The organism is Mycobacterium sp. 852002-51971_SCH5477799-a (assembly GCF_001667145.1).
Lineage (GTDB): Bacteria > Actinomycetota > Actinomycetes > Mycobacteriales > Mycobacteriaceae > Mycobacterium.
On record NZ_LZIF01000039.1, the window covers coordinates 47,622 to 68,597 of the forward strand.

24 protein-coding genes are annotated in these 20,976 nt (G+C 67.3%); 10 read left to right on the plus strand and 14 right to left on the minus strand.

Going from position 1 to position 20,976, the window contains the following annotated elements:
- Positions 1 to 16 precede the first annotated feature (16 nt).
- Positions 17 to 589: an HhH-GPD-type base excision DNA repair protein gene (locus tag A5753_RS03750; protein WP_067123571.1), complete on the minus strand. Its 573-nt coding sequence runs from the start codon at positions 587 to 589 to the stop codon at positions 17 to 19.
- An 82-nt stretch (positions 590 to 671) separates the two neighbouring features.
- Between A5753_RS03750 and A5753_RS03755 the strand changes: the two genes are divergently transcribed.
- On the plus strand, positions 672 to 1,220 hold the full coding sequence (locus A5753_RS03755; RefSeq protein WP_067123573.1) for a nuclear transport factor 2 family protein: 549 nt from the start codon (positions 672 to 674) through the stop codon (positions 1,218 to 1,220).
- A 45-nt stretch (positions 1,221 to 1,265) separates the two neighbouring features.
- Here A5753_RS03755 and A5753_RS03760 read toward each other — a convergent pair whose 3' ends face one another.
- Both A5753_RS03760 and A5753_RS03765 read right to left on the minus strand, forming a co-directional pair.
- On the minus strand, positions 1,266 to 1,490 hold the full coding sequence (locus A5753_RS03760; RefSeq protein ID WP_067123575.1) for a DUF5302 domain-containing protein: 225 nt from the start codon (positions 1,488 to 1,490) through the stop codon (positions 1,266 to 1,268).
- A gap of 50 nt (positions 1,491 to 1,540) precedes the next feature.
- Positions 1,541 to 1,984: a PPOX class F420-dependent oxidoreductase gene (locus tag A5753_RS03765; RefSeq protein ID WP_067123576.1), complete on the minus strand. Its 444-nt coding sequence runs from the start codon at positions 1,982 to 1,984 to the stop codon at positions 1,541 to 1,543.
- Between the two features lie 75 nt (positions 1,985 to 2,059).
- Here A5753_RS03765 and A5753_RS03770 point away from each other — a divergent pair, with 75 nt between their 5' ends.
- Positions 2,060 to 2,581, plus strand: coding sequence for a DUF1697 domain-containing protein (locus A5753_RS03770; RefSeq protein ID WP_067123578.1), 522 nt, complete (start codon positions 2,060 to 2,062; stop codon positions 2,579 to 2,581).
- A 47-nt stretch (positions 2,582 to 2,628) separates the two neighbouring features.
- On the opposite strand, the gene A5753_RS03775 is transcribed toward A5753_RS03770, so the two are convergent.
- Positions 2,629 to 2,994 (minus strand): GntR family transcriptional regulator, encoded by a 366-nt coding sequence (locus tag A5753_RS03775; RefSeq protein ID WP_067123580.1) that lies wholly within the window; start codon positions 2,992 to 2,994, stop codon positions 2,629 to 2,631.
- Positions 2,995 to 3,031: 37 nt separating this feature from the next.
- On the opposite strand from A5753_RS03775, the gene A5753_RS03780 reads away from it, so the two are divergent.
- Positions 3,032 to 3,745 carry an NAD-dependent deacylase gene (locus A5753_RS03780; RefSeq protein ID WP_067123582.1) on the plus strand — a complete coding sequence of 238 codons (714 nt, stop codon included), beginning with the start codon at positions 3,032 to 3,034 and terminating at the stop codon, positions 3,743 to 3,745.
- 12 nt (positions 3,746 to 3,757) lie between these two features.
- Here A5753_RS03780 and A5753_RS03785 read toward each other — a convergent pair whose 3' ends face one another.
- Positions 3,758 to 4,387 (minus strand): class I SAM-dependent methyltransferase, encoded by a 630-nt coding sequence (locus A5753_RS03785; RefSeq protein WP_067123583.1) that lies wholly within the window; start codon positions 4,385 to 4,387, stop codon positions 3,758 to 3,760.
- Between the two features lie 54 nt (positions 4,388 to 4,441).
- Entirely contained in the window at positions 4,442 to 6,763 is a 2,322-nt protein-coding gene (locus tag A5753_RS03790) for an MMPL family transporter (protein ID WP_082971159.1), read from the minus strand.
- A 309-nt stretch (positions 6,764 to 7,072) separates the two neighbouring features.
- On the opposite strand from A5753_RS03790, the gene A5753_RS25025 reads away from it, so the two are divergent.
- A complete protein-coding gene (locus tag A5753_RS25025) occupies positions 7,073 to 7,195 on the plus strand; it encodes a hypothetical protein (protein ID WP_156655929.1) in 123 nt (40 codons plus the stop codon).
- Positions 7,196 to 7,338: 143 nt separating this feature from the next.
- Here A5753_RS25025 and A5753_RS03795 read toward each other — a convergent pair whose 3' ends face one another.
- Together A5753_RS03795 and A5753_RS03800 are read right to left on the minus strand one after the other, a co-directional pair.
- Entirely contained in the window at positions 7,339 to 8,091 is a 753-nt protein-coding gene (locus tag A5753_RS03795) for a 3-hydroxyacyl-CoA dehydrogenase (RefSeq protein WP_065056030.1), read from the minus strand.
- Between the two features lie 48 nt (positions 8,092 to 8,139).
- Positions 8,140 to 9,222, minus strand: a complete 1,083-nt coding sequence (locus A5753_RS03800; RefSeq protein ID WP_067123585.1) for a CaiB/BaiF CoA-transferase family protein — start codon at positions 9,220 to 9,222, stop codon at positions 8,140 to 8,142.
- 121 nt (positions 9,223 to 9,343) lie between these two features.
- Between A5753_RS03800 and A5753_RS03805 the strand changes: the two genes are divergently transcribed.
- Entirely contained in the window at positions 9,344 to 10,153 is an 810-nt protein-coding gene (locus A5753_RS03805; RefSeq protein ID WP_067123587.1) for an enoyl-CoA hydratase, read from the plus strand.
- Between the two features lie 90 nt (positions 10,154 to 10,243).
- On the plus strand, positions 10,244 to 11,626 hold the full coding sequence (locus A5753_RS03810; RefSeq protein ID WP_067123590.1) for a DUF2867 domain-containing protein: 1,383 nt from the start codon (positions 10,244 to 10,246) through the stop codon (positions 11,624 to 11,626).
- Here A5753_RS03810 and A5753_RS03815 read toward each other — a convergent pair.
- Positions 11,589 to 12,317 carry a CPBP family intramembrane glutamic endopeptidase gene (locus tag A5753_RS03815; protein ID WP_067123592.1) on the minus strand — a complete coding sequence of 243 codons (729 nt, stop codon included), beginning with the start codon at positions 12,315 to 12,317 and terminating at the stop codon, positions 11,589 to 11,591. The genes A5753_RS03810 and A5753_RS03815 overlap by 38 nt on opposite strands.
- Positions 12,314 to 13,462: an NAD(P)H-binding protein gene (locus tag A5753_RS03820; RefSeq protein ID WP_067123594.1), complete on the minus strand. Its 1,149-nt coding sequence runs from the start codon at positions 13,460 to 13,462 to the stop codon at positions 12,314 to 12,316. Before A5753_RS03820 ends, A5753_RS03815 begins: the two co-directional genes overlap by 4 nt.
- Before the next feature lie 114 nt (positions 13,463 to 13,576).
- Here A5753_RS03820 and A5753_RS03825 point away from each other — a divergent pair, with 114 nt between their 5' ends.
- The 3 genes from A5753_RS03825 to A5753_RS03835 are packed head-to-tail and all read left to right on the plus strand — an operon-like array spanning position 13,577 to position 15,239.
- Positions 13,577 to 13,714, plus strand: coding sequence for a hypothetical protein (locus A5753_RS03825; RefSeq protein ID WP_156655930.1), 138 nt, complete (start codon positions 13,577 to 13,579; stop codon positions 13,712 to 13,714).
- Positions 13,715 to 13,725: 11 nt separating this feature from the next.
- Positions 13,726 to 14,226, plus strand: coding sequence for an isoprenylcysteine carboxyl methyltransferase family protein (locus tag A5753_RS03830; protein WP_067123598.1), 501 nt, complete (start codon positions 13,726 to 13,728; stop codon positions 14,224 to 14,226).
- Complete coding sequence (locus A5753_RS03835; RefSeq protein WP_067123600.1) at positions 14,223 to 15,239, plus strand: NAD(P)/FAD-dependent oxidoreductase; 1,017 nt, start codon at positions 14,223 to 14,225, stop codon at positions 15,237 to 15,239. The genes A5753_RS03830 and A5753_RS03835 overlap by 4 nt, the downstream gene beginning before the upstream one ends.
- A 52-nt stretch (positions 15,240 to 15,291) precedes the next feature.
- Here the strand turns inward: A5753_RS03835 and A5753_RS03840 are convergent, their stop codons facing one another.
- Together A5753_RS03840 and A5753_RS03845 are read right to left on the minus strand one after the other, a co-directional pair.
- The gene (locus A5753_RS03840) at positions 15,292 to 16,083 is read right to left on the minus strand and encodes a crotonase/enoyl-CoA hydratase family protein (RefSeq protein WP_067123602.1); all 792 of its coding nucleotides are present in this window, start codon (positions 16,081 to 16,083) and stop codon (positions 15,292 to 15,294) included.
- Positions 16,080 to 17,228, minus strand: coding sequence for a thiolase family protein (locus tag A5753_RS03845; RefSeq protein WP_067123604.1), 1,149 nt, complete (start codon positions 17,226 to 17,228; stop codon positions 16,080 to 16,082). Before A5753_RS03845 ends, A5753_RS03840 begins: the two co-directional genes overlap by 4 nt.
- Positions 17,229 to 17,405: 177 nt before the next feature.
- On the opposite strand from A5753_RS03845, the gene A5753_RS03850 reads away from it, so the two are divergent.
- Positions 17,406 to 18,848 (plus strand): wax ester/triacylglycerol synthase family O-acyltransferase, encoded by a 1,443-nt coding sequence (locus A5753_RS03850; protein WP_067123606.1) that lies wholly within the window; start codon positions 17,406 to 17,408, stop codon positions 18,846 to 18,848.
- A gap of 21 nt (positions 18,849 to 18,869) precedes the next feature.
- On the opposite strand, the gene A5753_RS03855 is transcribed toward A5753_RS03850, so the two are convergent.
- Both A5753_RS03855 and A5753_RS03860 read right to left on the minus strand, forming a co-directional pair.
- Positions 18,870 to 19,661: a lysophospholipid acyltransferase family protein gene (locus A5753_RS03855; RefSeq protein WP_082971160.1), complete on the minus strand. Its 792-nt coding sequence runs from the start codon at positions 19,659 to 19,661 to the stop codon at positions 18,870 to 18,872.
- A complete protein-coding gene (locus tag A5753_RS03860; RefSeq protein WP_067123610.1) occupies positions 19,658 to 20,926 on the minus strand; it encodes a cytochrome P450 in 1,269 nt (422 codons plus the stop codon). Before A5753_RS03860 ends, A5753_RS03855 begins: the two co-directional genes overlap by 4 nt.
- Positions 20,927 to 20,976: the final 50 nt, after the last annotated feature.

The following is a 20,976-nucleotide window of genomic DNA, read 5'->3' on the forward strand; positions in this document are numbered from 1 at the left end:
CCCTTCTGTGGACCTTCTACTTCGCCCCTTTGGCTGCCGCTTTCATCTGCTTTTTGTAGGCGCGCACTTTCCCCATCGATTGGGCGTCGACGATGTCGGCGACGGAGATGTGCGCGCCGGCCCGCCCGAAGTCGCCGGCGGCCGCCCGCCAGCCTTTCGGTGTGACGCCGTACTGCTTGCCCAGCAGTGCCACAAAGATCTGCGCCTTCACATCCCCGAATCCAGGCAATCCCTTGATCCGCCTCAGCAGCTCGCTTCCGTCGGGGTCGCCGGCAGTCCACAATCCGGCCGCGTCGCCGTCGTAGCGGTCCACGATGATCTGCGCCAGCGTTTGGATGCGCTTGGCCATTGACCCCGGAAAGCGGTGTATCGCAGGCGTTTGCGAGCACAATTCGGCGAACTTGGCCGGGTCGTAGTCCGCGATGTCGGCGGCATCGAAGCTGCCCATCCGGTCCGCAATCTTCTTCGGTCCGGCGAATGCGGTCTCGAAGGGCACCTGCTGATCCAGCACCATCCCGATCAGCAACGCCAAGGGGCTGTCGTCCAGCAGCTTGTCGGCCTCAGGATCTTGCGCGAGGCAAAGTTTCACCGTCAACGATCTTCCTTCCGCTGCACACCCTGGCACCGTTGGTCGCAAGAGTACTCACCAGCAATGACGGCGTTATCGTGGCGTGGTGGTGGATGAGGCCAAACTGGCGCTGATGCTGGCTCGGGACGAACTGCATCAGCTCGTCACCGCCTATTGCCGGGCCGTCGATCGCGCCGACTACGACACGCTGCGTAGCCTGTACCACCCGGAGGCGACCGATTCGCACGGTTCGTTTTCGACCGGGGGCGTCGAACAGTTCATCGCGCAGCTGCAAGCCGCGGAGCCGTATGTGCGTGTCTCCCAACACAACATCACCACAACGAACTTCGCGGTCAACGGCGACACCGCCCGCGGTGAGATCTACTGCCTGGTGTTCCACACCTTCGCGGGCCCCGAACACGACGTCGACGTCATCATCGGCGGGCGATACCTGGACACGTACACCAAACACGACGGCCGCTGGACGTTCGGCCAACGCACCATCGTGGCGGACTGGGCCTACCAAAATGACCCGTCCCGGGTGAACTTCGAACATCCCAGCACCCGGGGAAGCCTGCGCGGCAAACCCGGCCAAGCCGACCCGTCGATCGGCCTATTCGCAGCGCCGGAGGGGCTGAGGCCGTCTCAGTGAACTGATATGGCGCACAACATGATTCGCCCAGGGGCGCGGCGGCCGTCAGCCGCTCTTGCGGCGGAATTCCCGGCGGTTCCCCACCGCGCCGTGCGCCCGCGATTGCTTGGCGGAACCGTTCTTGTGGTCGGATCCGCTGGATGAGTTCGCAATCTTGCGGTCCAGGGCTTCGCGGAATTTGCGCTTGGTGTCGTCGTCCCCCCCGGGCGCTCCCGCGCCGCCCGAAGACGCCGACGACTTCGAATTCCGCCGGGCATTCGATTCAGCCATAGGGGGCAGCCTAGCCGGGTTTGCCGAAACGGTTCGCCTACGCGCCGCGGCTACCGCTTGCCCGGCGGCATGCCGTACAGGTGAGAGATCGGCAGCGTCAGCAGCACCCGCCGGTCGGTGACCATGGCTTGGCGGTATTCGTCCCAGTCCGGGTGTTCACCGGCGATGTTGCGATACAACGCAATCAGCGCCTCCACGGTGTCGTCGGTGGGCGCGGCCGCCGGGGGCGTCAGCTCGGCGGTGCCCTCCGCGACGGCGTATGACCAGCCGTCGTCGGCGTCGACCAGGATCGAGGCCCGCGGGTCCCGACGCAGGTTGCGGGTCTTGGCCCGCGGCTCGGTGATCGACACCTGGATCGCCATGCTGCGCGGGTCGAAGTGGTAGCTCACGTTCGACAGCTGAGGCCGCCCGTCGCGCTTGATGGTGGCCAGCACCCCAAGGGAGTGTCCGCTGATCAAGGCCAGCAATTTGTCGTCGAAGACTTGGCGTCCCATGACGAAAGCCTACGTCTCGCAGGCCCAGGGCGGCCCGGGGTATTTGTTGGGTGGCCGACCTGGTGAAATCGGGGCATGACCAAGTACGCGGCCTTCCTGCGTGGCGTCAACGTCGGGGGCGTCAATCTCAAAATGGCCGACGTGGCGGCCGCGCTCACCGAGGCGGGGTTCACCGAGGTCCGGACGATCCTGGCGACCGGCAACGTGCTGCTGGAATCGTCCGCCGGCGTGGCGTCGGTGCGCAAAAAGGCCGAAGCCGCGCTGCGGGAGCGGTTCGGCTACGACGCGTGGGTGCTGGCCTACGACATCGACACGGTGCGCGGCGTGGTCGATGCCTACCCGTTCGAGCGTGAGCTCGATGGCTATCAGTCCTACGTCACGTTCGTCGCCGACTCCGCCGTGCTGGACGAGCTCGCGGCGCTGGGCAAGGACGCGGGTGCCGACGAGAAGATCCGCCGCGGTGACGGCGTGGTCTATTGGCAGGTGCCCAAGGGCAGCACGCTGGACAGCAGCATCGGCAAGACGATGGGTAAGCCGCGGTACAAGTCGTCGACCACGACGCGCAACCTGCGCACGCTGGAGAAAGTGTTGCGCTGAGCGGCGGTACCAGACAGCTTGTGCAGCAAGGGGTTTCGACGCCCGTCTTATTCGTCGGGCACCGCTTCGATGTAGCGAACCGCGTCGTCCTTGTCCAAGCCGAGTCCGCGCGCAACCCGAACGTACTCGCGCGCCGCGGCCGCCATCGCGGCGTCGGTCGGGTCGTAGCGGGCGATGAAAGTGCCGAAACGCCCGCGCGTTTCGACGATGGCGGAGGTCTCCAGCTCCCGGTAGGCGCGCGCCACGGTGTTGACGGCGACGCCGAGTTGGCCGGCCAGGTCCCGAACGGTAGGCAGTCGGGTGCCGGGCGGCAGCGCGCCCTCCCGGACCCCATCGATGACCTGCGTCCTGAGCTGGTCGAACAACGGCTTTCCCGCCTTCATGTCGACCTTCAACCAGTCACCCAGCTCCACCCGTCCAGTATCCCCCACTCCCGGCTATGTTGGGTGGATGCGAATTGCCGTGCTCAGCGGCGCGGGGATCTCCGCGGAAAGCGGCGTGCCGACCTTCCGCGATGACAAGAACGGGTTGTGGGCGCGCTTCGACCCTTACGAGCTGTCCAGCACGCAGGGCTGGCGCGACAACCCGCAGCGGGTTTGGGGCTGGTATCTGTGGCGCCACTACTTGGTCGCCGACGTCCAACCGAATGCGGGCCATCGCGCCATCGCCGCCTGGCAGGACGACGCCGAGGTCAGCGTCATCACCCAGAACGTCGACGACCTGCATGAGCGCGCGGGCAGCGACATGGTTCATCATCTGCACGGCAGTCTGTTCGAATTCCGTTGTGCGCGTTGCGATAAGCGCTACTCCGATGCGCTGCCCGCGATGCCCGAACCGGCGCTGGAGGTGGATCCCCCGGTGTGTCGCTGCGGGGGCCTGATTCGGCCCGACATCGTGTGGTTCGGTGAACAGCTGCCCGACGAGCCGTGGCGGCGCGCCGTCGAGGCGACCGAGGCCGCCGACGTGATGGTGGTCGTCGGGACCTCGGCGATCGTCTATCCGGCGGCCGGGCTGGCCGAGCTGGCCCTGTCCCGCGGCACCGCCGTCATCGAGGTCAATCCCGAGGTGACCCCCTTGTCGGACAGCGTGACGGTCAGCATGCGTGAGACGGCCAGCCAGGCCTTGCCCGGCCTGCTGCAGCGGCTACCGGCCCTGCTGAGCTGACGGGACGCCCGGTCAGGGCCGGCGCGCGCGGCCGAGCAGTAGCTCGGAGACCGGCATCGGCGCCCAGGACGGCAACGTGAACTCCCGCCGCGACGTGTCCACTTCGAATCCCGCCTCGACGATCGAACGCTCGGTATCGCGATGGGTGTGGCAATTGCCGAAGAGCCGCGGCCACAACGTCGCATCGACGAACCGCTGAAGACGGCCGCGCGCACCGGCACTCGCGACGTGCTCGAGATATCGCAGCTCCCCGCCGGGCCGCAGCAACGAGTACAGACGCCGCAACACATCGCCGGGGTCGTGCACCGAGCACAACACCAGCGAGCACACCACCGCGTCGAACGGCTCGACGCCGCCAATCGCTTCGACCGTTTCGCCGGTCACCACGACGCGGGTGGGCGCCGCGTCGGCGGTTGCACGGGCCAGGGCCGCCAGCCGCGGTTCGGGCTCCATCGCGATCACCTCGTCGACGGAGTCCGGGTAGTACGCAAAGTTCGTGCCGATTCCCGCGCCGACCTCCAGCACCCGGCCGTGCAGGCCGGCCAGATTCTCCCGGCGCATGGCCCGGATCGCCTCGACTTCATGGGCGGCGACAAATGGCCAAATCCGCGCAAAGAACGGGTTGTCAACCGCCGCTGTCATACCAGCCCTCCGATTCAGATGAGCCCCACAATAAGGTCCCGGCGAACGGCGGCGCTAACCGATATTGGCCACCGGCTCGGGGAGTTCGGCGGGTATTCCGGTCGGCTCGAGGCGTTCGACGGTCTCTGCGGTCGCTTTCTCACTGATGCCGAACCGGTCGTGCAGCCACGCCAGGGGTTTGGGCGCCCACCAATTCCACTTCCCCATCACATGCATGAAGGCCGGAACGACCACCATCCGCACCAGGGTGGCGTCGGCGAACACCGCGAGCGTCAGGCCGAGGCCGAACATCCTCATAAACGAGACGTGCGCCGCGATCAGCGCGGCGAACGACATCGACATCACCAAGGCGGCCGCGGTGATCACCCGGCCGGTGCGGGCGACGCCGAGCGCCACGCTCTCGTCGTTGGCCGCGTGGGCCTGCTTTGCCGTCGGCTTCGCCGGTCGGGCGGCACCGGACGCCAGCCAGTACTCGCGGATCCGGGACAGCAGGAACACCTCGTAGTCCATGGACAACCCGAAGGCGATGCAGAACAGCAGCACCGGCATGTTGGCCACCAGCGTTCCGCTCGGCGTCGTTCCCAGCGCACCCAGATGGCCGTCCTGAAAGATCCACACCAGCGCGCCGAACGCCGCCGTCAGCGACAGGATGTTGCAGGCCAGCGCCTTGGCAGGCAGCAGCACGCTGCCGGTGAGCAGAAACAGCAGCACGAAGGTGATCGCCGCCATCAACCCGAGGACCAGCGGTAGCCGGTCCGTCACGCCATCGACGCTGTCGCGGTTGACCTGCGCCAGTCCGCCCATCTCGACGGCTCGGCCCGCGGGCCCGGGCACCTCGTGCAACCGGCCGAGTTGGGCGCCGTTCGCCTGGGAAAACAGCGGCGCCGCGCTGCTGACGGTCAGGAACGCGCTGCCGCCGGCCACCCCGGTCGGCCCGGCGGGCGGTCCCACGCGGTTGCCCGCCGTGAAGGTGCCGCCAGGGCTTGACACCGCCGAGACGTCGGCAACGCGCGACAGATCAGCGGCGTAGTGGTCGAAGTCCGACGGGCTCAGGCCGGTGGCGTCGGGGATGACGACGGGCACCGACGTCGCCGAATCGTGCGCGAAATCGTTGCGCAGCCGGTCGCCGACCTGATGCGACGACGCTGACCGCGGCAGCACCCGATCGTCCGGAAAGCCCCAGGTCACACGGAGGAACGGATACCCGAGCAACAACAGCAAAGCGACGACGGTCAGGCCGATCGGCGCCCAGCGGCGCATCACGAACCTGCTGGATCGATACCAGAACCCCAGCTCGACGGGCCCCTGCACCGGTTCGGGGCGCCGCGATATCCGCCGCGCCAGGCGGCGCACGTCCAGGGCGTCCAGGCGGGGGCCCAGCAGGACGATCGCGGCCGGGGTGATCACGATCGAGGCGGCCGCGACGAAGGCAACGGTGGCCACGCCGGCGTAGGCGAACGACTTGAGGAAGTACATCGGGAACGCCACCGTCGCCGACATCGACAACGCCACGGTGACCGCTGAGAACAGCACGGTGCGGCCGGAGGTGGCCATGGTCCGGATGAGCGCTTCGTCGCGGTCGCGGCCTTCGGCCAACTCGTCGCGATAGCGGCTGACGATCAACAGGGTGTAGTCGATGGCCAGGGCCAGGCCCAGAGCGGTGCTCAGGTTGAGGGCGAAGATCGAGACCTCGGTGGTGAAAGTGATCAGGCGCAACACCGACATCGAACCGACGACGGCCAGCGCGCCCAGCGTCATCGGCAACGCCGCTGCCAGCAGCCCGCCGAACACCCAGATCAGCACCAAAAAGCTCAGCGGCAGGGCGATCAACTCCATCGACAGCAGGTCGGCCTGGTTCTGCGTGTTGATCTGCGCGTACTGCATCGCCTGGCCGCCGGCCCGCACGGTGACGCCGTCGCGGTCGTGGACGAACTGGTCCGCCAACGTCTGGGCGTTGCTCTGGGCATAGTCCTCGCCGCCTTTGAGGTTGACCACGATCAGTCCGGACTTGCCGTCGCGGCTCACCAGGTCCGCCGCAGCCGGTGGGGGCGCGGTCCACGGCGAGGAGACGATGTAGACCAGTGGGGACTTGCGCAGCCCGTCGACGAGGTCGGCGCCCACCTTGCGGGCCGGTTCGCTGTTGGTGCCACCCGGCGCGGTCACCAGGATCAGCACCTGCTGGCCGCTCTGGCCGAACTTGTCGCTCAACACGCTGATGGCGCGGCCCGACTCGGCGTTCGGGTCCTGAAAGCCACCGGGCGACAGGCTCTTGGCGACGGGAACGCCGAAGACGGCGGCGGCGATGAAAACCAGGACACCGATGGCGATGATGCGGCGGGGCGCCCTGATCGCGACTCGGGCGGTTTTCTGCAGCATTTCAAGCCCCTCCGCTGCCGGTGCCCCATTGCGCTGGCCGCTCGCTTGGCCGCGACAACCTAACAAACGCTAATGTGCACACGTCAAACAGTGCACTGCGTTTAACACGCAGCGCCCGCCCGAATGGTTCAACACCGCTTTTCAAACCGTTTGGACCATAAGAGTCCGGCCAGAAAATGTGCGACAAGTAAGCAGCTCACGGCCCAAATCGCGTGGTGGACGCCGGTCAACCTACTGGCCGGTAAATTGCCAAGGTTTTCCGAATCGTGACTCAAAGATTCCTTAATGGTGGCCCATACGCTCAGTGTCATGTGGATCGACGACACAAGTGCCGACGTCATCAAAGTTGACTTCGATGCCCTCTACCACGGCGACGTCCTGGTGGAAGGCGAGACCTCGGAGCAGTTCGACGAACTGCAAGCCGCGAGCTGAGGCGGCCATGAGCATGCTTGCTCGGCTGTTGATGGCCGAACCGAATGTCAGTCGATGGTTCCGCAAGTAACCATTCATCCTGGTTGTCACGAATGCCCCCCGCCGATGCGGGGGGCATTCGTTTTGTCCGGGGGCGGTGCGGCTCAGCGAGGCGCCATGCGAATGGCGCCGTCCAGGCGAATGACCTCGCCGTTGAGCATCGGGTTCTCGACGATGTGGACGGCCAGGGCGCCGTACTCGTCGGGATCGCCAAGCCGGGCCGGGTGCGGCACCTGTTTGCCCAGCGACGCCTGCGCCTCCTCGGGCAGCGATCCCAGCAGCGGGGTCTTGAAAAGGCCCGGCGCTATGGTCACGACGCGGATGAGCTCGCGGGACAGGTCGCGCGCGATCGGCAGTGTCATGCCCACGACGCCGCCCTTGGACGCCGAGTAGGCGGCCTGGCCGATCTGGCCCTCGAATGCGGCGACAGATGCGGTGTTGATGATGACGCCACGCTCTTCGCCGACTGGCTCGGTCTTGGCGATGCGCTCGGCGGCCAGCCGCAAGACGTTGAAGGTACCGATCAGGTTGACCCCAATCACCTTCTTGAACCCGTCCAGCGGGAACGGGCCGTCCTTGGACAGGGTCTTGATGGCGTTGCCGATGCCGGCGCAGTTGACGTTGATTCGCAGCGTGCCCATCGACTCCGCGGCGTCCAGCGCCTTGCCGACGGCGGCCTCGTCGGTGACGTCGGCCTCGACGAAGCGCGCGCGATCGCCCAGTTCACGGACCGCTTCCTCGCCACGCAGATCGATCACCACCACCTGAGCACCGCGGTCGAGCAATCGCTTGGTGGTGGCCAGGCCCAGGCCTGACGCTCCCCCGGTGACGACGGCAACGGCGTCTTTGATCTCCATCCGACTCCTTCCTGATTCGCTCGAGTCCAGCCAACTGGTTGGTTGGGACTATACCCAGTCCCTGAGGACGACTTCGGCGTCGGTCACCGGCGCCGCGGGCCGCGGCGTCTCCGGAGCGGTGCGGGAGAACCGCGGCGCGGGCAGCGGCTGCAGGCCCCCGTTGACCTCATAGAACGTGTTGCGCTCGGTGATGTGCGGCTCGGTCTGCACCTCGCCGAAGGCCAGCACGGGCGTCACGCACGCATCGGAGTCGGCGAACGCCTTGGCCCAGTGGTCGCGGTCCTGACTTGCGAACTTCTCGGTCAGCAGGGCCCGCAGCTCGGGCCAGCGGCCGACGTCATTCTGTCCGGGCAGGTCGGCGCCGTCCAGGCCGAGGCCGGCCAGCATCGCGGCGTAGAACTGCGGTTCGATGGCGCCGACCGCGACGTAGCGCCCGTCGGCGCATTCGTAGGTGTCGTAATAGGGGGCGCCACCGTCGAGCAGGTTGGTGCCGCGCGCGTCGGTCCACATCCCGGAGGCACGCATCTGCCACATCATCTGGATCAGCACGCTCGAGCCGTCCACCATCGCGGCGTCGACAACCTGCCCCTTGCCGGAGGTCTGCCGCTCCCACAGGGCGGACAGGATGCCGAGCAGCAGGAACATCGAGCCGCCGCCGAAGTCACCGACCAGGTTCAGGGGCGGCACCGGCCGCTCGTTCGCCCGGCCGATCGAATGCAGGATGCCGTTCAGCGAGATGTAGTTGATGTCGTGACCCGCCTGCTGGCTGCGAGGGCCGGTCTGGCCCCAGCCGGTCATCCGGGCGTAGACGAGCCTGTCGTTGACCGCGGCGCAGTCCTCGGGCCCCAGGCCGAGCCGCTCGGTGACGCCCGGGCGGTAGCCCTCGATCAGCACGTCGGCCTTGGCGATCAGTTTGAGGACGAGGCCGCGCCCTTCGTCGGACTTCAGGTCGGCGGTCACCACCCGCCGGTTGCGCATCATGGCGTCCTTGGCGACTCCCCCAGGACCCGAAGACGGGCGATCGATACGCACGACGTCGGCGCCCAGATCCCCCAGGATCATCGCGGCGTGCGGCCCGGGGCCGATGCCGGCCAACTCGACAACACGCAGCCCGTTCAACGGTCCAGCCACGATCCACCGACCTTTCGTCCGCTTTGACGCCCCTTGACCGTTCGCAACCAAACAACCGGTCGTTCGACATCTTCGCAGCCGTGCCGAAAGGCCGCACACCCCGGTCACTTATGGTGAGCCGATGACTTCATCCGCGATCGCCACCCTGACACCCGTCGCAGGCCTTGACGTCACGCTGTCCGACGGCGTGCTGTCGGTGACCATCAACCGACCCGACAGCCTGAATTCGCTGACCGTTCCGGTGATCACCGGAATCGCGGACGCGATGGAGTACGCGGCCACCGACCCCGAGGTCAAGGTGGTGCGGTTGGGCGGGGCCGGACGCGGCTTCAGCTCCGGTGCGGGCATCAGCGCCGACGACGTCTCCGGCGGCGGCGTCCCGCCGGACGAGATCATCCTCGAGATCAACCGGCTGGTGCGCGGGATCGCCGCGCTGCCGCACCCGGTGGTCGCCGTGGTCCAGGGACCCGCGGCCGGCGTCGGCGTCTCCATCGCCCTTGCGTGTGACGTCGTATTGGCTTCGGAGAGCGCGTTTTTCATGCTCGCCTTCACAAAGATCGGGTTGATGCCCGACGGTGGTGCGTCGGCGTTGGTGGCGGCCGCGATCGGCCGGATCAGGACCATGCAAATGGCGCTGCTTCCGGAACGGCTTAGCGCCGCGGAGGCCTTGTCGTGGGGCCTGGTCACCGCGGTCTATCCGGCCGGCGACTTCGATGCCGAAGTGGACAAGGTGATCGCCCGGCTGTTGAGCGGTCCGGCGGTGGCCTTCGCCAAGACCAAGCTGGCGATCAACGCCGCCACGCTGACCGAGTTGGACCCCGCCCTGCAGCGTGAGTTCGACGGCCAGTCCGTGCTGCTGAAATCCCCCGACTTCGTCGAGGGCGCAACCGCCTTCCAGCAACGGCGCACCGCCAATTTCACCGACCGCTGAAACCAGGTGCGCTCATCGGCGGCAACGCTTAAGCCGCCTTCGATGAGGTAATCCTCCCCGTCAGACCCGCTGACGAACGACGGAGGATCGATGCCCGAACAGGTGCGGTGCCTGGTTACCGGAGCGACCGGCTACATCGGCGGGCGCCTGGTGCCCCGGCTCCTCGACGAGGGCCATCGCGTCCGGGCCTTGGCGCGCAACCCCGACAAGCTGGCGCAGGTGCCGTGGCGACAACGGGCGGAGGTGGCGCGCGGGGACCTCGGCGACCTCGAGTCCCTGATCGCTGCGTTCGACGGCATAGACGTGGTGTACTACCTCGTCCATTCGATGGGCAGCTCGAAAGATTTCGTCGCCGAGGAAACGCGCGCCGTCGGCAACGTCGTGACGGCCGCGCGGCGCGCCGGGGTCCGGCGGGTGGTGTATCTGAGCGGGCTGCATCCCGAAGACAGCGATCTCTCACCGCATCTCGCGTCACGCAAGGCGGTCGGGGACGCGCTGATCGACTCCGGCATCGAGACCGTGGTGTTGCAGGCCGGGGTGGTCATCGGCTCTGGGTCGGCGTCGTTCGAAATGATCCGGCACCTCACCGACCGGTTACCCGTGATGACCACCCCGAAGTGGGTGCACAACAAGATCCAGCCGATCGCGGTCCGCGACGTGCTGTACTACCTGGCCGCGGCGGCAACGGCCCCAGTCCCGGAGTCGCGCGCCTGGGACATCGGCGGCTCCGACGTGCTGGAATACGGCGACATGATGCGGGTCTACGCCGAGGTCGCGGGGTTGGGCAAGCGCTACCTGTTCGTGCTGCCGTTCCTGACCCCGGCGATCGCCAGCCTCTGGGTGGGGACGGTGACCCCGATTCCGTCCGGGCTGGCGCGGCCGCTGGTCGAATCGCTGGAATGCGATGCGGTGATGCGCAATTCGGACATCGACGGCATCATCGCTCCACCGCCGGGCGGGCTGACCGGCTACCGTCGCGCCGTCGAGCTGGCGCTGCACCGCGCCAGCCGCGGCCTGCCCGACGCGTCCTGGTCGTCGCTGCGGTCCGAGCCGGCCGAGCCACTGCCTACGGACCCGGACTGGGCGGGCGAGATCATCTACACCGAGGTGCGCACCGCCGCCACCGCCGCGGAGCCCGGCGATGTCTGGACGGCGGTGGAGGACGTCGTGAACTCGCGGGCGGCCGACTGGAAAGTCGACGAGCGCACGCCGGGAAACCTGTTGCGGCTGCGCTCCACCAAGCGAGCCCCGGGACGCGAGTGGCTCGAGATTGCGGTCACCGGCCAAGACGGCAGCGGCGCCCGCTATACCCAGCGGTCTACCTTTCTGCCGAGGGGCATACCCGGGCAGGTGTACTGGTTCTTCGTTCGGCCCGTCCACTCGGCCGCGACGCGCGCTGTGGCCCGCGACGTCATCGCGTCCGCGGATAGTGAGGTCAGACGCCGAACATCGGGGGCAGCACGAGAACCATGATCAGCCCCCACACCAGATGAGTGAGCACCGGCGCCAGGACGCCGCCGGTGGCCCGGCGCTCGAACGCGCACACCATCCCCAGGATGATCGCGGCGAAACCGAGCATTAGGTTGCCGCTGGCCAGCGTCGCGCACGTATACAGGAAGGTCGAGATGACGATCGGATGGTGGCGGCCCAGGGCGGTGTAGAGCGCGCCGCGAAAGAACACTTCCTCGGCGATGCCGTTGATCAGCGTGATTCCCACGATCACCGGATACCACCCGTGGTGCGCGTAGAGCAGCACCCGGGTGATCAGCTCCGCCACGGGCGTGATCTGGCGGACGATCAGTCCTCCCACGATGAACGCGCCACCCACCAGGAGGCCGACCCCGGTGCCGGTGATGACCGGCCGCTGGTTGCGCCCTCGCCAACAGATGCCGCCCAGGTGCAGTGGGCCGGATACCAGCGCTCCGGCGGTCCACACCGCCGCCAGCACCAGCGTCAGCCAGTAAAAGCTCGCATCCCCCGGATGCCGCCGCAACGAGAACCCAAGCACGCCGGCGCCCACCGCCAATGTGATGGCCACCATGATCCGCCGACGCCGTACCACGCCGGGCGGCTCATTATGGGGCACAGCAACATTGGTGATTGCACGGCGTAGCTCGGTGACGACGCCGGTGTGAGATTGAGATTGACTCGTCGACTGGGTCATGCAGGGCGCACCTTCGGGGTTAGGGCGATCAGGATGTCAAGGCCGGTGCGCACGGCTCCGGCCACCGGACCGGGAACCCTGTTCACCAGCCCCAGGGTCGGCCGCACGACCGACGGGGTGACCCGACGGGCGAGCCGGCGGATGCGCAGCGCGTCGCCGCCGGCCCAGTCGGGATCGGTGTTGGCGAGGTGGTGCGGGTCGGCCAGGGCATTGACCGGACGCGGCCGGTGCGTGGAGTGGCCGGCCAGGGCCAGGGCGATGGACTCGTCGATGCCGAGCAGGCCGCCGGGCGGGTCGGGAACGCGATCGCGCAGCCCGCTGGCGGAAGCCACCATCGGGTGGTCTAGCGATTCGACCAAATCGCCCGCCAACCCCGGCGGCACCGGCAGAGCGACGCCCGTGATCAGCGACGCCAGCGTGGTGTCGATCCTGCCGACCGGCAGTCCGGTGTGCCAGCGGCCGGACACGCGTGCATACGCCCTGAGCAGGTCCCGGTAGGACGTGGTGTTCGGGCCGGCTATGTCGTACGCCCCGGCGGGCACCACGTCGCGATCGGCCGCGGCGACGAGGTAGTGCAGGACGTCGCGGATAGATATCGGGTCGATCGGGTTGTCCATCCAGCTCGGGATCGGGATCAGCGGAAAACGGTCGCCGACGTAGCGCATCATCTCGAACGACGTCGAGCCGGCGCCGATGATGATCGCCGCCCCCAGCCACACCAGCTCCGGACCGTCCGGGATGGTGAGCGCGTCGGCCACCTCGGCCCGGCTGGTCAAGTGCTCGGATAGGTCTTCGTCCGCGGGGACGAAGCCGCCCAGGTAGACGATGCGTTGCACCCCGGCGTCGCGAGCCGCCGCCGCGAAGTTCGCCGCCGCGGTCTTGTCGGCGTCGCGAAATCCCGGCTGCCCGATCGCATGCACCAGGTAATACGCCACGTCGACGGGACCGCATTGGGCGAACGCGGAGGCAAGTGTCTCGGGGTCGGCGGCGTCCAACCTCACCGGCGTGACGTCGTCGAACCAGCCGAATTGCTTGAGGCGCGACGGGTTTCGCGTCGCGGCCACGACCTGGTGCTGATCGTCCAGCAGCGCGGTGACCAGGCGTGATCCCACATAACCGGTGGCACCGGTGACCAGAGCCCGCATACCGGAGACCCTAGCGGCCCGGCAGCGCGGCCGGCGGATGAACCGGCGGCGCGGCGTCGCCGTCACCCCGACATGAAGGCAGGCGGAGATTTCGGCGGGTCGATGGGCGTTGCGGTGAAAAGTCCGTCCGTCGCCGGCCGTGCGATGCAGTTTCCATCCATCCGCTATACCCAAACTGAAGCCACCCGTGCGCTGACCGTCGCCGATCCGCCGACGATGGAGCTGGTGCTGCGGGGCCGGTATGGCTGGTAAAGACTGTAGCCATGTATTACCTGCTGGTGCTGGCGGTCGGACTCGAACGCGTCGCGGAACTGGTGGTCTCCACCCGCAACGCGCGCTGGTCGTTCACCCAGGGCGCCACAGAGTTTGGCCGATCCCACTATCCGGTCATGGTGATCGTTCACTCCGGGTTGCTGGTCGGCTGCCTCATCGAGCCGTGGGCGCTGCACCGGCCGTTCATCGCCTGGCTGGGCTGGCCGATGCTTGCGGTGGTGATGGCCAGCCAAGCGTTGCGCTGGTGGTGCATCGCAACGCTGGGCCGGCGGTGGAACACCCGGGTGATCGTTCTGCCGCGGGCCCCATTGGTGCGTCAGGGCCCCTACCGGTGGCTGCACCATCCGAACTACGTTGCAGTGGTGGCTGAGGGGTTTGCGTTGCCATTGGTGCATACGGCCTGGCTGACAGCCGCCGTCTTCACGCTGGCCAACGCCGCGCTGCTCAGGGTGCGGGTGCAGGTGGAGAACTCCGCGTTGGGTTACACGTGACCGACTACGACGCGGACCTGCTGATCGTCGGCGGTGGCCCCGGCGGCCTGGCCACGGCTTTACACGCTCGCCGGCACGGACTTTCGGTGATCGTGGCCGAGCCGCGGGACAGCCCCATCGACAAAGCGTGTGGCGAGGGGCTGATGCCCGGGGGCCTGGCCGAACTGACCTCGCTGGGTGTGGATCCCGTCGGCATGCCGTTTCACGGGATCGCCTACGTCAGCGAACGACGGCGGGCCCAGGCGCGCTTTCGGGGTGGGCCGGGCCGCGGCGTGCGTCGCACCACTCTGCATGCGGCGCTGGCCTCGCGCGCGAAAGAACAAGACACCGATTGGATCCGCACGCGGGTGACGAGTGTGGCGCAAGACGCCCACGGCGTCTCGGCCGCCGGTGTGCGCGCGAGATGGATGGTCGGAGCCGACGGCCTGCATTCACAGGTCCGGCGCGCCGCCGGGATCACGGTGACGGCGGGGACGCCGCGCCGCTACGGGGTGCGATGGCACTACCGGGTGCCGGCCTGGTCGAAATTCGTCGAGGTGTATTGGTCGCGCTGGGGTGAGGCCTACGTGACGCCGGTCGAACCCGACCTGGTGGGTGTGGCGATCCTGTCGCGCGGTCGGCCCGACCTGGCCTGGTTCCCGCGGCTGGCCCGCCGGCTGCGCGGCGCCGACTCGGGACACCCCCGCGGCTGCGGCCCCTTGCGACAGGTGGTTTCCCGCCGGGTCGCGGGGCGGGTCCTGCTGGTCGGGGACGCGGCCGGCTACGAGGACGCCCTTACCGGCGAGGGCATCAGCCTGGCGCTCAAGCAGGCCGCCGCGGCCGTCGACGCCATCGTCAACGAGACGCCGGCGTCCTACGAGCAGGCGTGGCACCGGATCACCCGCGATTACCGGCTGCTCACCCGCGCGCTGGTGCTGGCCAGCTCGCCGCGGGCCATGCGGCGCGCCGTCGTGCCGACGTGCACGCTGCTACCCGCGGCGTTCGGCCGCGGCGTCAACATCCTGGCGAGCTAGTCCTGATGGGGGCGACCCGCTTCGCCCGGCCGCGCCGCGCTCGCGATCGCCACTAGCGCGCCTTCCAGACCGGCTGGCGCTTCTCGGCGAACGCCCGCGGTCCCTCTTTGGCGTCCTCGGACTTCAGCAGGGTCTTCATCTCGCGCATGGTGCGCTCCCAGCCCGGTTCGTCGTCCACCACGACGCCGTCATCGACGCCATAGGCGACCCGCTTGCTGGCCTGCACCGACAGCGGCGCGTTCACCGTGATCCGCGCGGCCAGCTCCAGCGCGGCGTCCAGCACCGAGCCTTGCGCGACGACCTCGTTGATCAGGCCCCATTCGCAGGCGGCGGCCGCGCTGAGCGGCTCGCCGGTCAACAGCAGCCGCATCGCCACCTTGCGCGGCAACTGCTCGGCGATGCGAAATACGCCCCCGGCGGCAGCGATCAATCCCCGCTTGACCTCGGGCAGGCCGAACTGCGCGCGTTCGTCGGCCACCACCAGATCGCTGGCCAGCGCAAGCTCGGTGCCACCGCCGAAGGCGGTGCCGTTGACCGCGGCGATGGTGGGCTTGTCGATGAAGTGATGGACATATCCGGCGAAGCCCCACTCGGGATGATCCGGGTGATAGAGGTTCTCCCGCCGCGCGATCGCCTTGAGGTCGGCCCCGGCGCAGAACGACTTATCCCCCGCGCCGGTGACCACCACCGCCCGCACCTCGGCGTCGTGCTGCGCCTCTTCGAGCGCATCCCCGAGGCCGATGCTGACGGCAGCGTTCACCGCGTTGCGGGCTTCCGGCCGGTTGATGGTTATCACCATCACGTTGCCCCGGCGCTCGGCCAGGGCCCCCGGCGCCTCCGTCACAACAGTTCCACGATGGTGGCGTTGGCCTGGCCGCCACCCTCGCACATGGTCTGCAGACCGTACTGAATTCCCTTGTCCCGCATGTGGTACAGCAGGGTGGTCATGATCCGGGCACCGGATCCGCCCAGCGGGTGGCCCAACGCGATGGCACCGCCGTTGGGGTTGAGCTTCTTCTCGTCGGCGCCGATGTCCTTGAGCCAGGCCAGCGGAACCGGCGCGAACGCCTCATTGACCTCGTAGGCGCCGATGTCGCCGATGGACAGCCCGGAGCGCTTGAGCACCTTCTGGGTCGCCGGGATCGGCGCCGTCAGCATGATCACCGGGTCCGCGCCGGCCAGGGATGCGGTGTGCACCTTGGCAATCGGCTTGAGCCCCAGCTCCTTGGCCTTCTCGGCGGACATGAACAGGATCGCCGCCGAACCGTCGGAGATCTGCGACGAGTTGCCGGCGTGAATCACGCCGTCCTCCTTGAACGCCGGCTTCAGCGAGGCCATCTTCTCCATCGGCGTGCCTCGGCGGATGCCCTCGTCCTTGAGCACCACGTTGCCGTCCTGATCCTTGATGCCCACGATCTGGTCGTCGAAGGCGCCGGAATCCTGTGCGGCAGCAGCCTTTTCGTGAGAATCGAGGGAGAACTGGTCGAGCGCGGTGCGATCGAATCCCCACTGCTCGGCGATCATCTCCGCGCCGATGCCCTGGTTGGGGATCTGGCCTTCGAAGCGGTCCAGGAAGGCCTCGGGGTACGGGCGCCCGCCGTTGGCCAGCGATGCCCCCATCGGGGTCCGCGACATCGACTCGACACCACCGGCGACGACGACGTCGTAGTGCCCGGCGATGACGCCGGCGGCCGCGAAGTGGATGGACTGCTGGCTCGAGCCGCACTGGCGGTCCACGGTCACACCCGGGACGGTTTCGGGCCAGCCGGCCGTCAGCAGTGCGGTGCGGCCGATGTCGAGGGCCTGCTCACCGGCCTGCATGACGCAACCCCAGATGACGTCGTCGACCAGGCCCGGGTCGACGCCGGCCTTGTCGACCAGGCCGTTGAGCACCTGTGCGGACAGATCCGCCGCGTGTACCCCGGACAATCCGCCGTTGCGCTTGCCGATCGGGGAACGCACTGCCTCGACGATGACGGCTTCAGCCATGGTCTTGTCTCCTTTGACATGTGGACTTCGAAAGAGTGGAGTCTTGCGTCGATTGTCAACCAAGGGGTTGGGCGGGCGAAGCCCGGGGTGGTTTTGCGTCCAGCTGCAGGCATCGGAGCTGGGCTGCGAACCAGAATTTTGTTCTCATCGCCCGCGGCGCAGGGCAATAATGGTCGAGTGAAGCGGCTCAACGGTATGGACGCGATGCTGTTGTACAGCGAGACGCCGAACCTGCATACCCACACGCTGAAGGTGGCGATCGTCGACGCCGCCGACTTTGACGGCGACCTGAGCTTCGACCTATTTCGGCACACGCTACGCCGGCGACTGCACCGGCTGGATCCGTTGCGCTACAAGCTAATCGACATCCCATGGCGGTTGCATCATCCGATGTGGTTGCAGAATTGCGAAGTCGATATGGACTATCATGCGCGGCGCGTTCAGGTGCCCGCCCCGGGTGGGCGCCGGGAGCTCGACGAGGTGATCGGGCAGATCGCTAGCATTCCACTGGATCGCGACCGTCCGTTGTGGGAGTTCCACTTCGCCGAAGGCATGGCCGATCACAAAGTCGCAATCATCGGCAAGATTCACCATGCCCTGGCCGACGGCGTTGCCTCCGCCAATCTGCTGACCAGGATCATGGACCTGCCCGGCCCGGTGCAGGACGACCGCGACAATGACACAACCTGCGCTTCGCCCTCGACGGTGGAACTGCTGCGCGCCGCCGCGGAGGATCACGTCCGGCAGGCCAGCGCATTACCTGGAGTGATGGCCGAGGCGCTAGCCGGGGCGCGACGGCTGCGGCAGCGCACCAGGCAGCGCGGTAGGCAGCCAGACCTTGCCCGCATGTTGCACGCGCCACCGACGTTCATCAACCACAAGGTCTCTTCGGCAAGGACTTTCGCCACCACGACCCTGTCGCTGGCTCAGGTCAAAGAGACGGGTAAACATCTGCAGATAACCATCAACGACATGGTGATGGCAATCGCCGCGGGTGCCTTGCGCGAACTGCTCTTCCGCTATGACGGCAGCGCGGCCCAACCGCTGGTCGCTTCGGTCCCGGCCACGACGGATAGGTCGCCACAACGGATCAGCGGCAACGAGCTCGGTGGCATGGCAGTGTCGCTGCCGACGCACATCGGCGATCCGCTGGAGCGGGTGCGGCTGACGGCGATGAGCACCGCAATCGCCAAGGAGAACAACGAGCTGTTCGGCCCCGCGCTGTATGGCAGACTGATCAGCTACCTACCGGGCGCCGCGGCCCCTCTTGCGTTCAGATGGCTGGCCCGACGGAACACCGGAAACAGGCTGTTCAACATCCCGATCTCCAACGTCATGGGGCCGCGTGAACGCGGCAGGTTCGTCGGTGCCCCGGTCAGCGAGATCTATTCGGCCGGTCCGCTGATCACCGCCTGCGCCATCAATATCACCGTATGGAGCTATGTCGATCAGCTCAACATATCGGTGATCGCCGACGACCGCACCCTCGGCGACACCCATGAACTCACTGACGCCATGGTCAGCGCATTCTGCGAGATCCGGACTGCTGCAGGCTTTCCCGATGAGGTGGCCGTTGTGCAGAGCGCCATGCCACCCGCCGCTGTCAAGCCAATGGGCTAGCACGGTTCCGTCCGATTGGCCCTACCCCAGCACAGGGAAGCGCCGCTCGCGGGCCAGCCGGTCCAGGGTCTTCTGCATCGCCGCGCGGACCTGCGCGTCGACATCGGCGGCGGCAGGCTTGTCGCCGAATTGGGTGACGACATCGATCGGTTCTAAGACCTCGCTGACGATTTTCGTCGGCAGCGGCAGATTGGGCGGCATGATCATGCTCAGCCCGAACGGAAAACCCACCGTGATGGGCAGGATGTCGGATCGCCAGCGCGACAGGCCAAGGCGCTTCGCCAGCCATGTGCCGCGCGTGAGGAACAACTGGCTTTCCTGCCCGCCGATCGAGACCAGCGGCACGATCGGTACATGCGCGTCGCTCGCGGCCTTGACGTATCCGGTCCGGCCGTTGAAATCGATGACGTTCTCCGCCAGCGTCGGTCGGTAGGCGTCGTAAATTCCGCCCGGAAACACCAGCACCACACCACCGGCCCGCAGAGCCCGCGCGGTGTTTTTCGAGGTGGCGCGAATGAGGCCAAGGCGGGCCAGCCATCCTGACATCGGCCCCACGAACATCCCGTCGTGGCCGAGGGTGTACAGCGGACGCTCGTAGCCAAATCTGCGGTAAAACGCCGCGGCGAAGATCAGCACGTCGGGCGTGAGCATGCCGCCCGAGTGGTTGCCGACGATCAGGGCACCGCCATCGGGCGGCATCGATTCCAGCCCACGCACTTCGAAGCGAAACCAGCGCCGTGCCAGTGGTTCTGCCGCGGTGATCAGGCGCTCGGTAAAGCCGGGATCCCACTCACCGAAATCGTCGGCGGTCACGGAATCGGGGTGAATTCGAGGTGCAACTCGGACAGGCCCCGCATCTGCCAGGTCGGGTCATAGGTGTAACGACGGGCGTCCGACGGCCCGTGCGCGGCCTCCGTAATGGCGATGTCCGCCATCCGGTCGAGTATGCGGTTCAGCGAGATCCGCCCCTCGGCGCGGGCCAGCGGAGCGCCCGGGCACGAATGATTGCCACGACCGAAGGCCACATGCTCGCGGACATTCGGCCGGTCGATGCGAAACTCATCCGGCCGCTCGAACTTTCGCGCATCCCGATTGCTCGCACCGGGCAGCAGCATCACCGTGCTCCCCGCCGGGATATCGATGTCGCCGATCGAGGTCGTCCGGCGCGCCATCCGGAAGTGGCACTTGACCGGGCTTTCCATGCGCAGTGTCTCTTCGATGAAATTCGATATCCGGCTACGGTCTTCGCGGAGCAGCTTTTGCAAGTCCGGGTTTTCGGCGAGCGTGCGCATCCCGAAGCTGAGCAGTTTGGTGGTGGTTTCCTGGCCGGCCGCGAACAGAAACGTCGCCAGCCGGACCACGTCGATAACTTCCGGCGTCGAGCCGTCGGGATACTTCGCCTGGGCCAACTCGGTCAGCACGTCTTCGCGTGGCTGTCGACGGCGTTCGGTGATGTGGGTGGTGAACTTCGCGTCGAGGTATTCCAGCGGATTGTGCGCGCGGGTCACCGAGTCGTCCTCGACACCACCGGAGAACTTGCCCGAGAACACGTCCCGAAACTCTTTGTGGTCCTCGACCGGGACTCCCAGGAGGTCGGCGATCACCAACCCGGAGAATGGTCGCGCGTACTCGTCGAGGAATTCACAACGGCCGCGGGACACGAACTCATCGAGCTGCTGGTCGGCGAGTCGCCACATGAAGTCTTCATTTTCCTTGAGCCGCTTAGGTGTTAGCAAGCGGCTGAGCAGACCCCGCGTCCGGGCGTGCTCCGGTGGGTCTTGAGTCACGATGTGTTCGCTCATCGGGATCTGCGAGCGGTGCTGTTCGATCAAGTGGCCGATGTCGTCGCCTTCGGGCTCAAACGGCAATCCCGAAAACGGGCCGGCGACTGAGACGCACGACGAGAACGCCGGATCTTTGTACACCGCGAGCGCTTCGGAGTGCCCCGTCACCGCCATGACGCCCTGGTCGGGTCGCGCCAGCACCGGGCAACGCGCGCGCAGATGGTCGAAGTAGGGGTACGGGTCCGGAATCAGGGACAGGTCAGTGAAGAAATCGACCGATTCGAATTCGCTCAACAGGACTCCTAGGCATCCAGGTAACCACCCCACCAACGTCAACCCGGGCG

Excerpts from the sequence above, each read along its gene's own strand:
- A5753_RS03760 (WP_067123575.1), bottom strand. The coding sequence starts at position 1,490 with ATGGCTGAATCGAATGCCCGGCGGAATTCGAAGTCGTCGGCGTCTTCG.
- A5753_RS03765 (WP_067123576.1), bottom strand. The coding sequence starts at position 1,984 with ATGGGACGCCAAGTCTTCGACGACAAATTGCTGGCCTTGATCAGCGGA.
- A5753_RS03770 (WP_067123578.1), top strand. The coding sequence starts at position 2,060 with ATGACCAAGTACGCGGCCTTCCTGCGTGGCGTCAACGTCGGGGGCGTC.
- A5753_RS03780 (WP_067123582.1), top strand. The coding sequence starts at position 3,032 with ATGCGAATTGCCGTGCTCAGCGGCGCGGGGATCTCCGCGGAAAGCGGC.
- A5753_RS03785 (WP_067123583.1), bottom strand. The coding sequence starts at position 4,387 with ATGACAGCGGCGGTTGACAACCCGTTCTTTGCGCGGATTTGGCCATTT.
- A5753_RS03790 (WP_082971159.1), bottom strand. The coding sequence starts at position 6,763 with ATGCTGCAGAAAACCGCCCGAGTCGCGATCAGGGCGCCCCGCCGCATC.
- A5753_RS25025 (WP_156655929.1), top strand. The coding sequence starts at position 7,073 with ATGTGGATCGACGACACAAGTGCCGACGTCATCAAAGTTGACTTCGAT.
- A5753_RS03795 (WP_065056030.1), bottom strand. The coding sequence starts at position 8,091 with ATGGAGATCAAAGACGCCGTTGCCGTCGTCACCGGGGGAGCGTCAGGC.
- A5753_RS03805 (WP_067123587.1), top strand. The coding sequence starts at position 9,344 with ATGACTTCATCCGCGATCGCCACCCTGACACCCGTCGCAGGCCTTGAC.
- A5753_RS03810 (WP_067123590.1), top strand. The coding sequence starts at position 10,244 with ATGCCCGAACAGGTGCGGTGCCTGGTTACCGGAGCGACCGGCTACATC.
- A5753_RS03815 (WP_067123592.1), bottom strand. The coding sequence starts at position 12,317 with ATGACCCAGTCGACGAGTCAATCTCAATCTCACACCGGCGTCGTCACC.
- A5753_RS03820 (WP_067123594.1), bottom strand. The coding sequence starts at position 13,462 with ATGCGGGCTCTGGTCACCGGTGCCACCGGTTATGTGGGATCACGCCTG.
- A5753_RS03830 (WP_067123598.1), top strand. The coding sequence starts at position 13,726 with ATGTATTACCTGCTGGTGCTGGCGGTCGGACTCGAACGCGTCGCGGAA.
- A5753_RS03845 (WP_067123604.1), bottom strand. The coding sequence starts at position 17,228 with ATGGCTGAAGCCGTCATCGTCGAGGCAGTGCGTTCCCCGATCGGCAAG.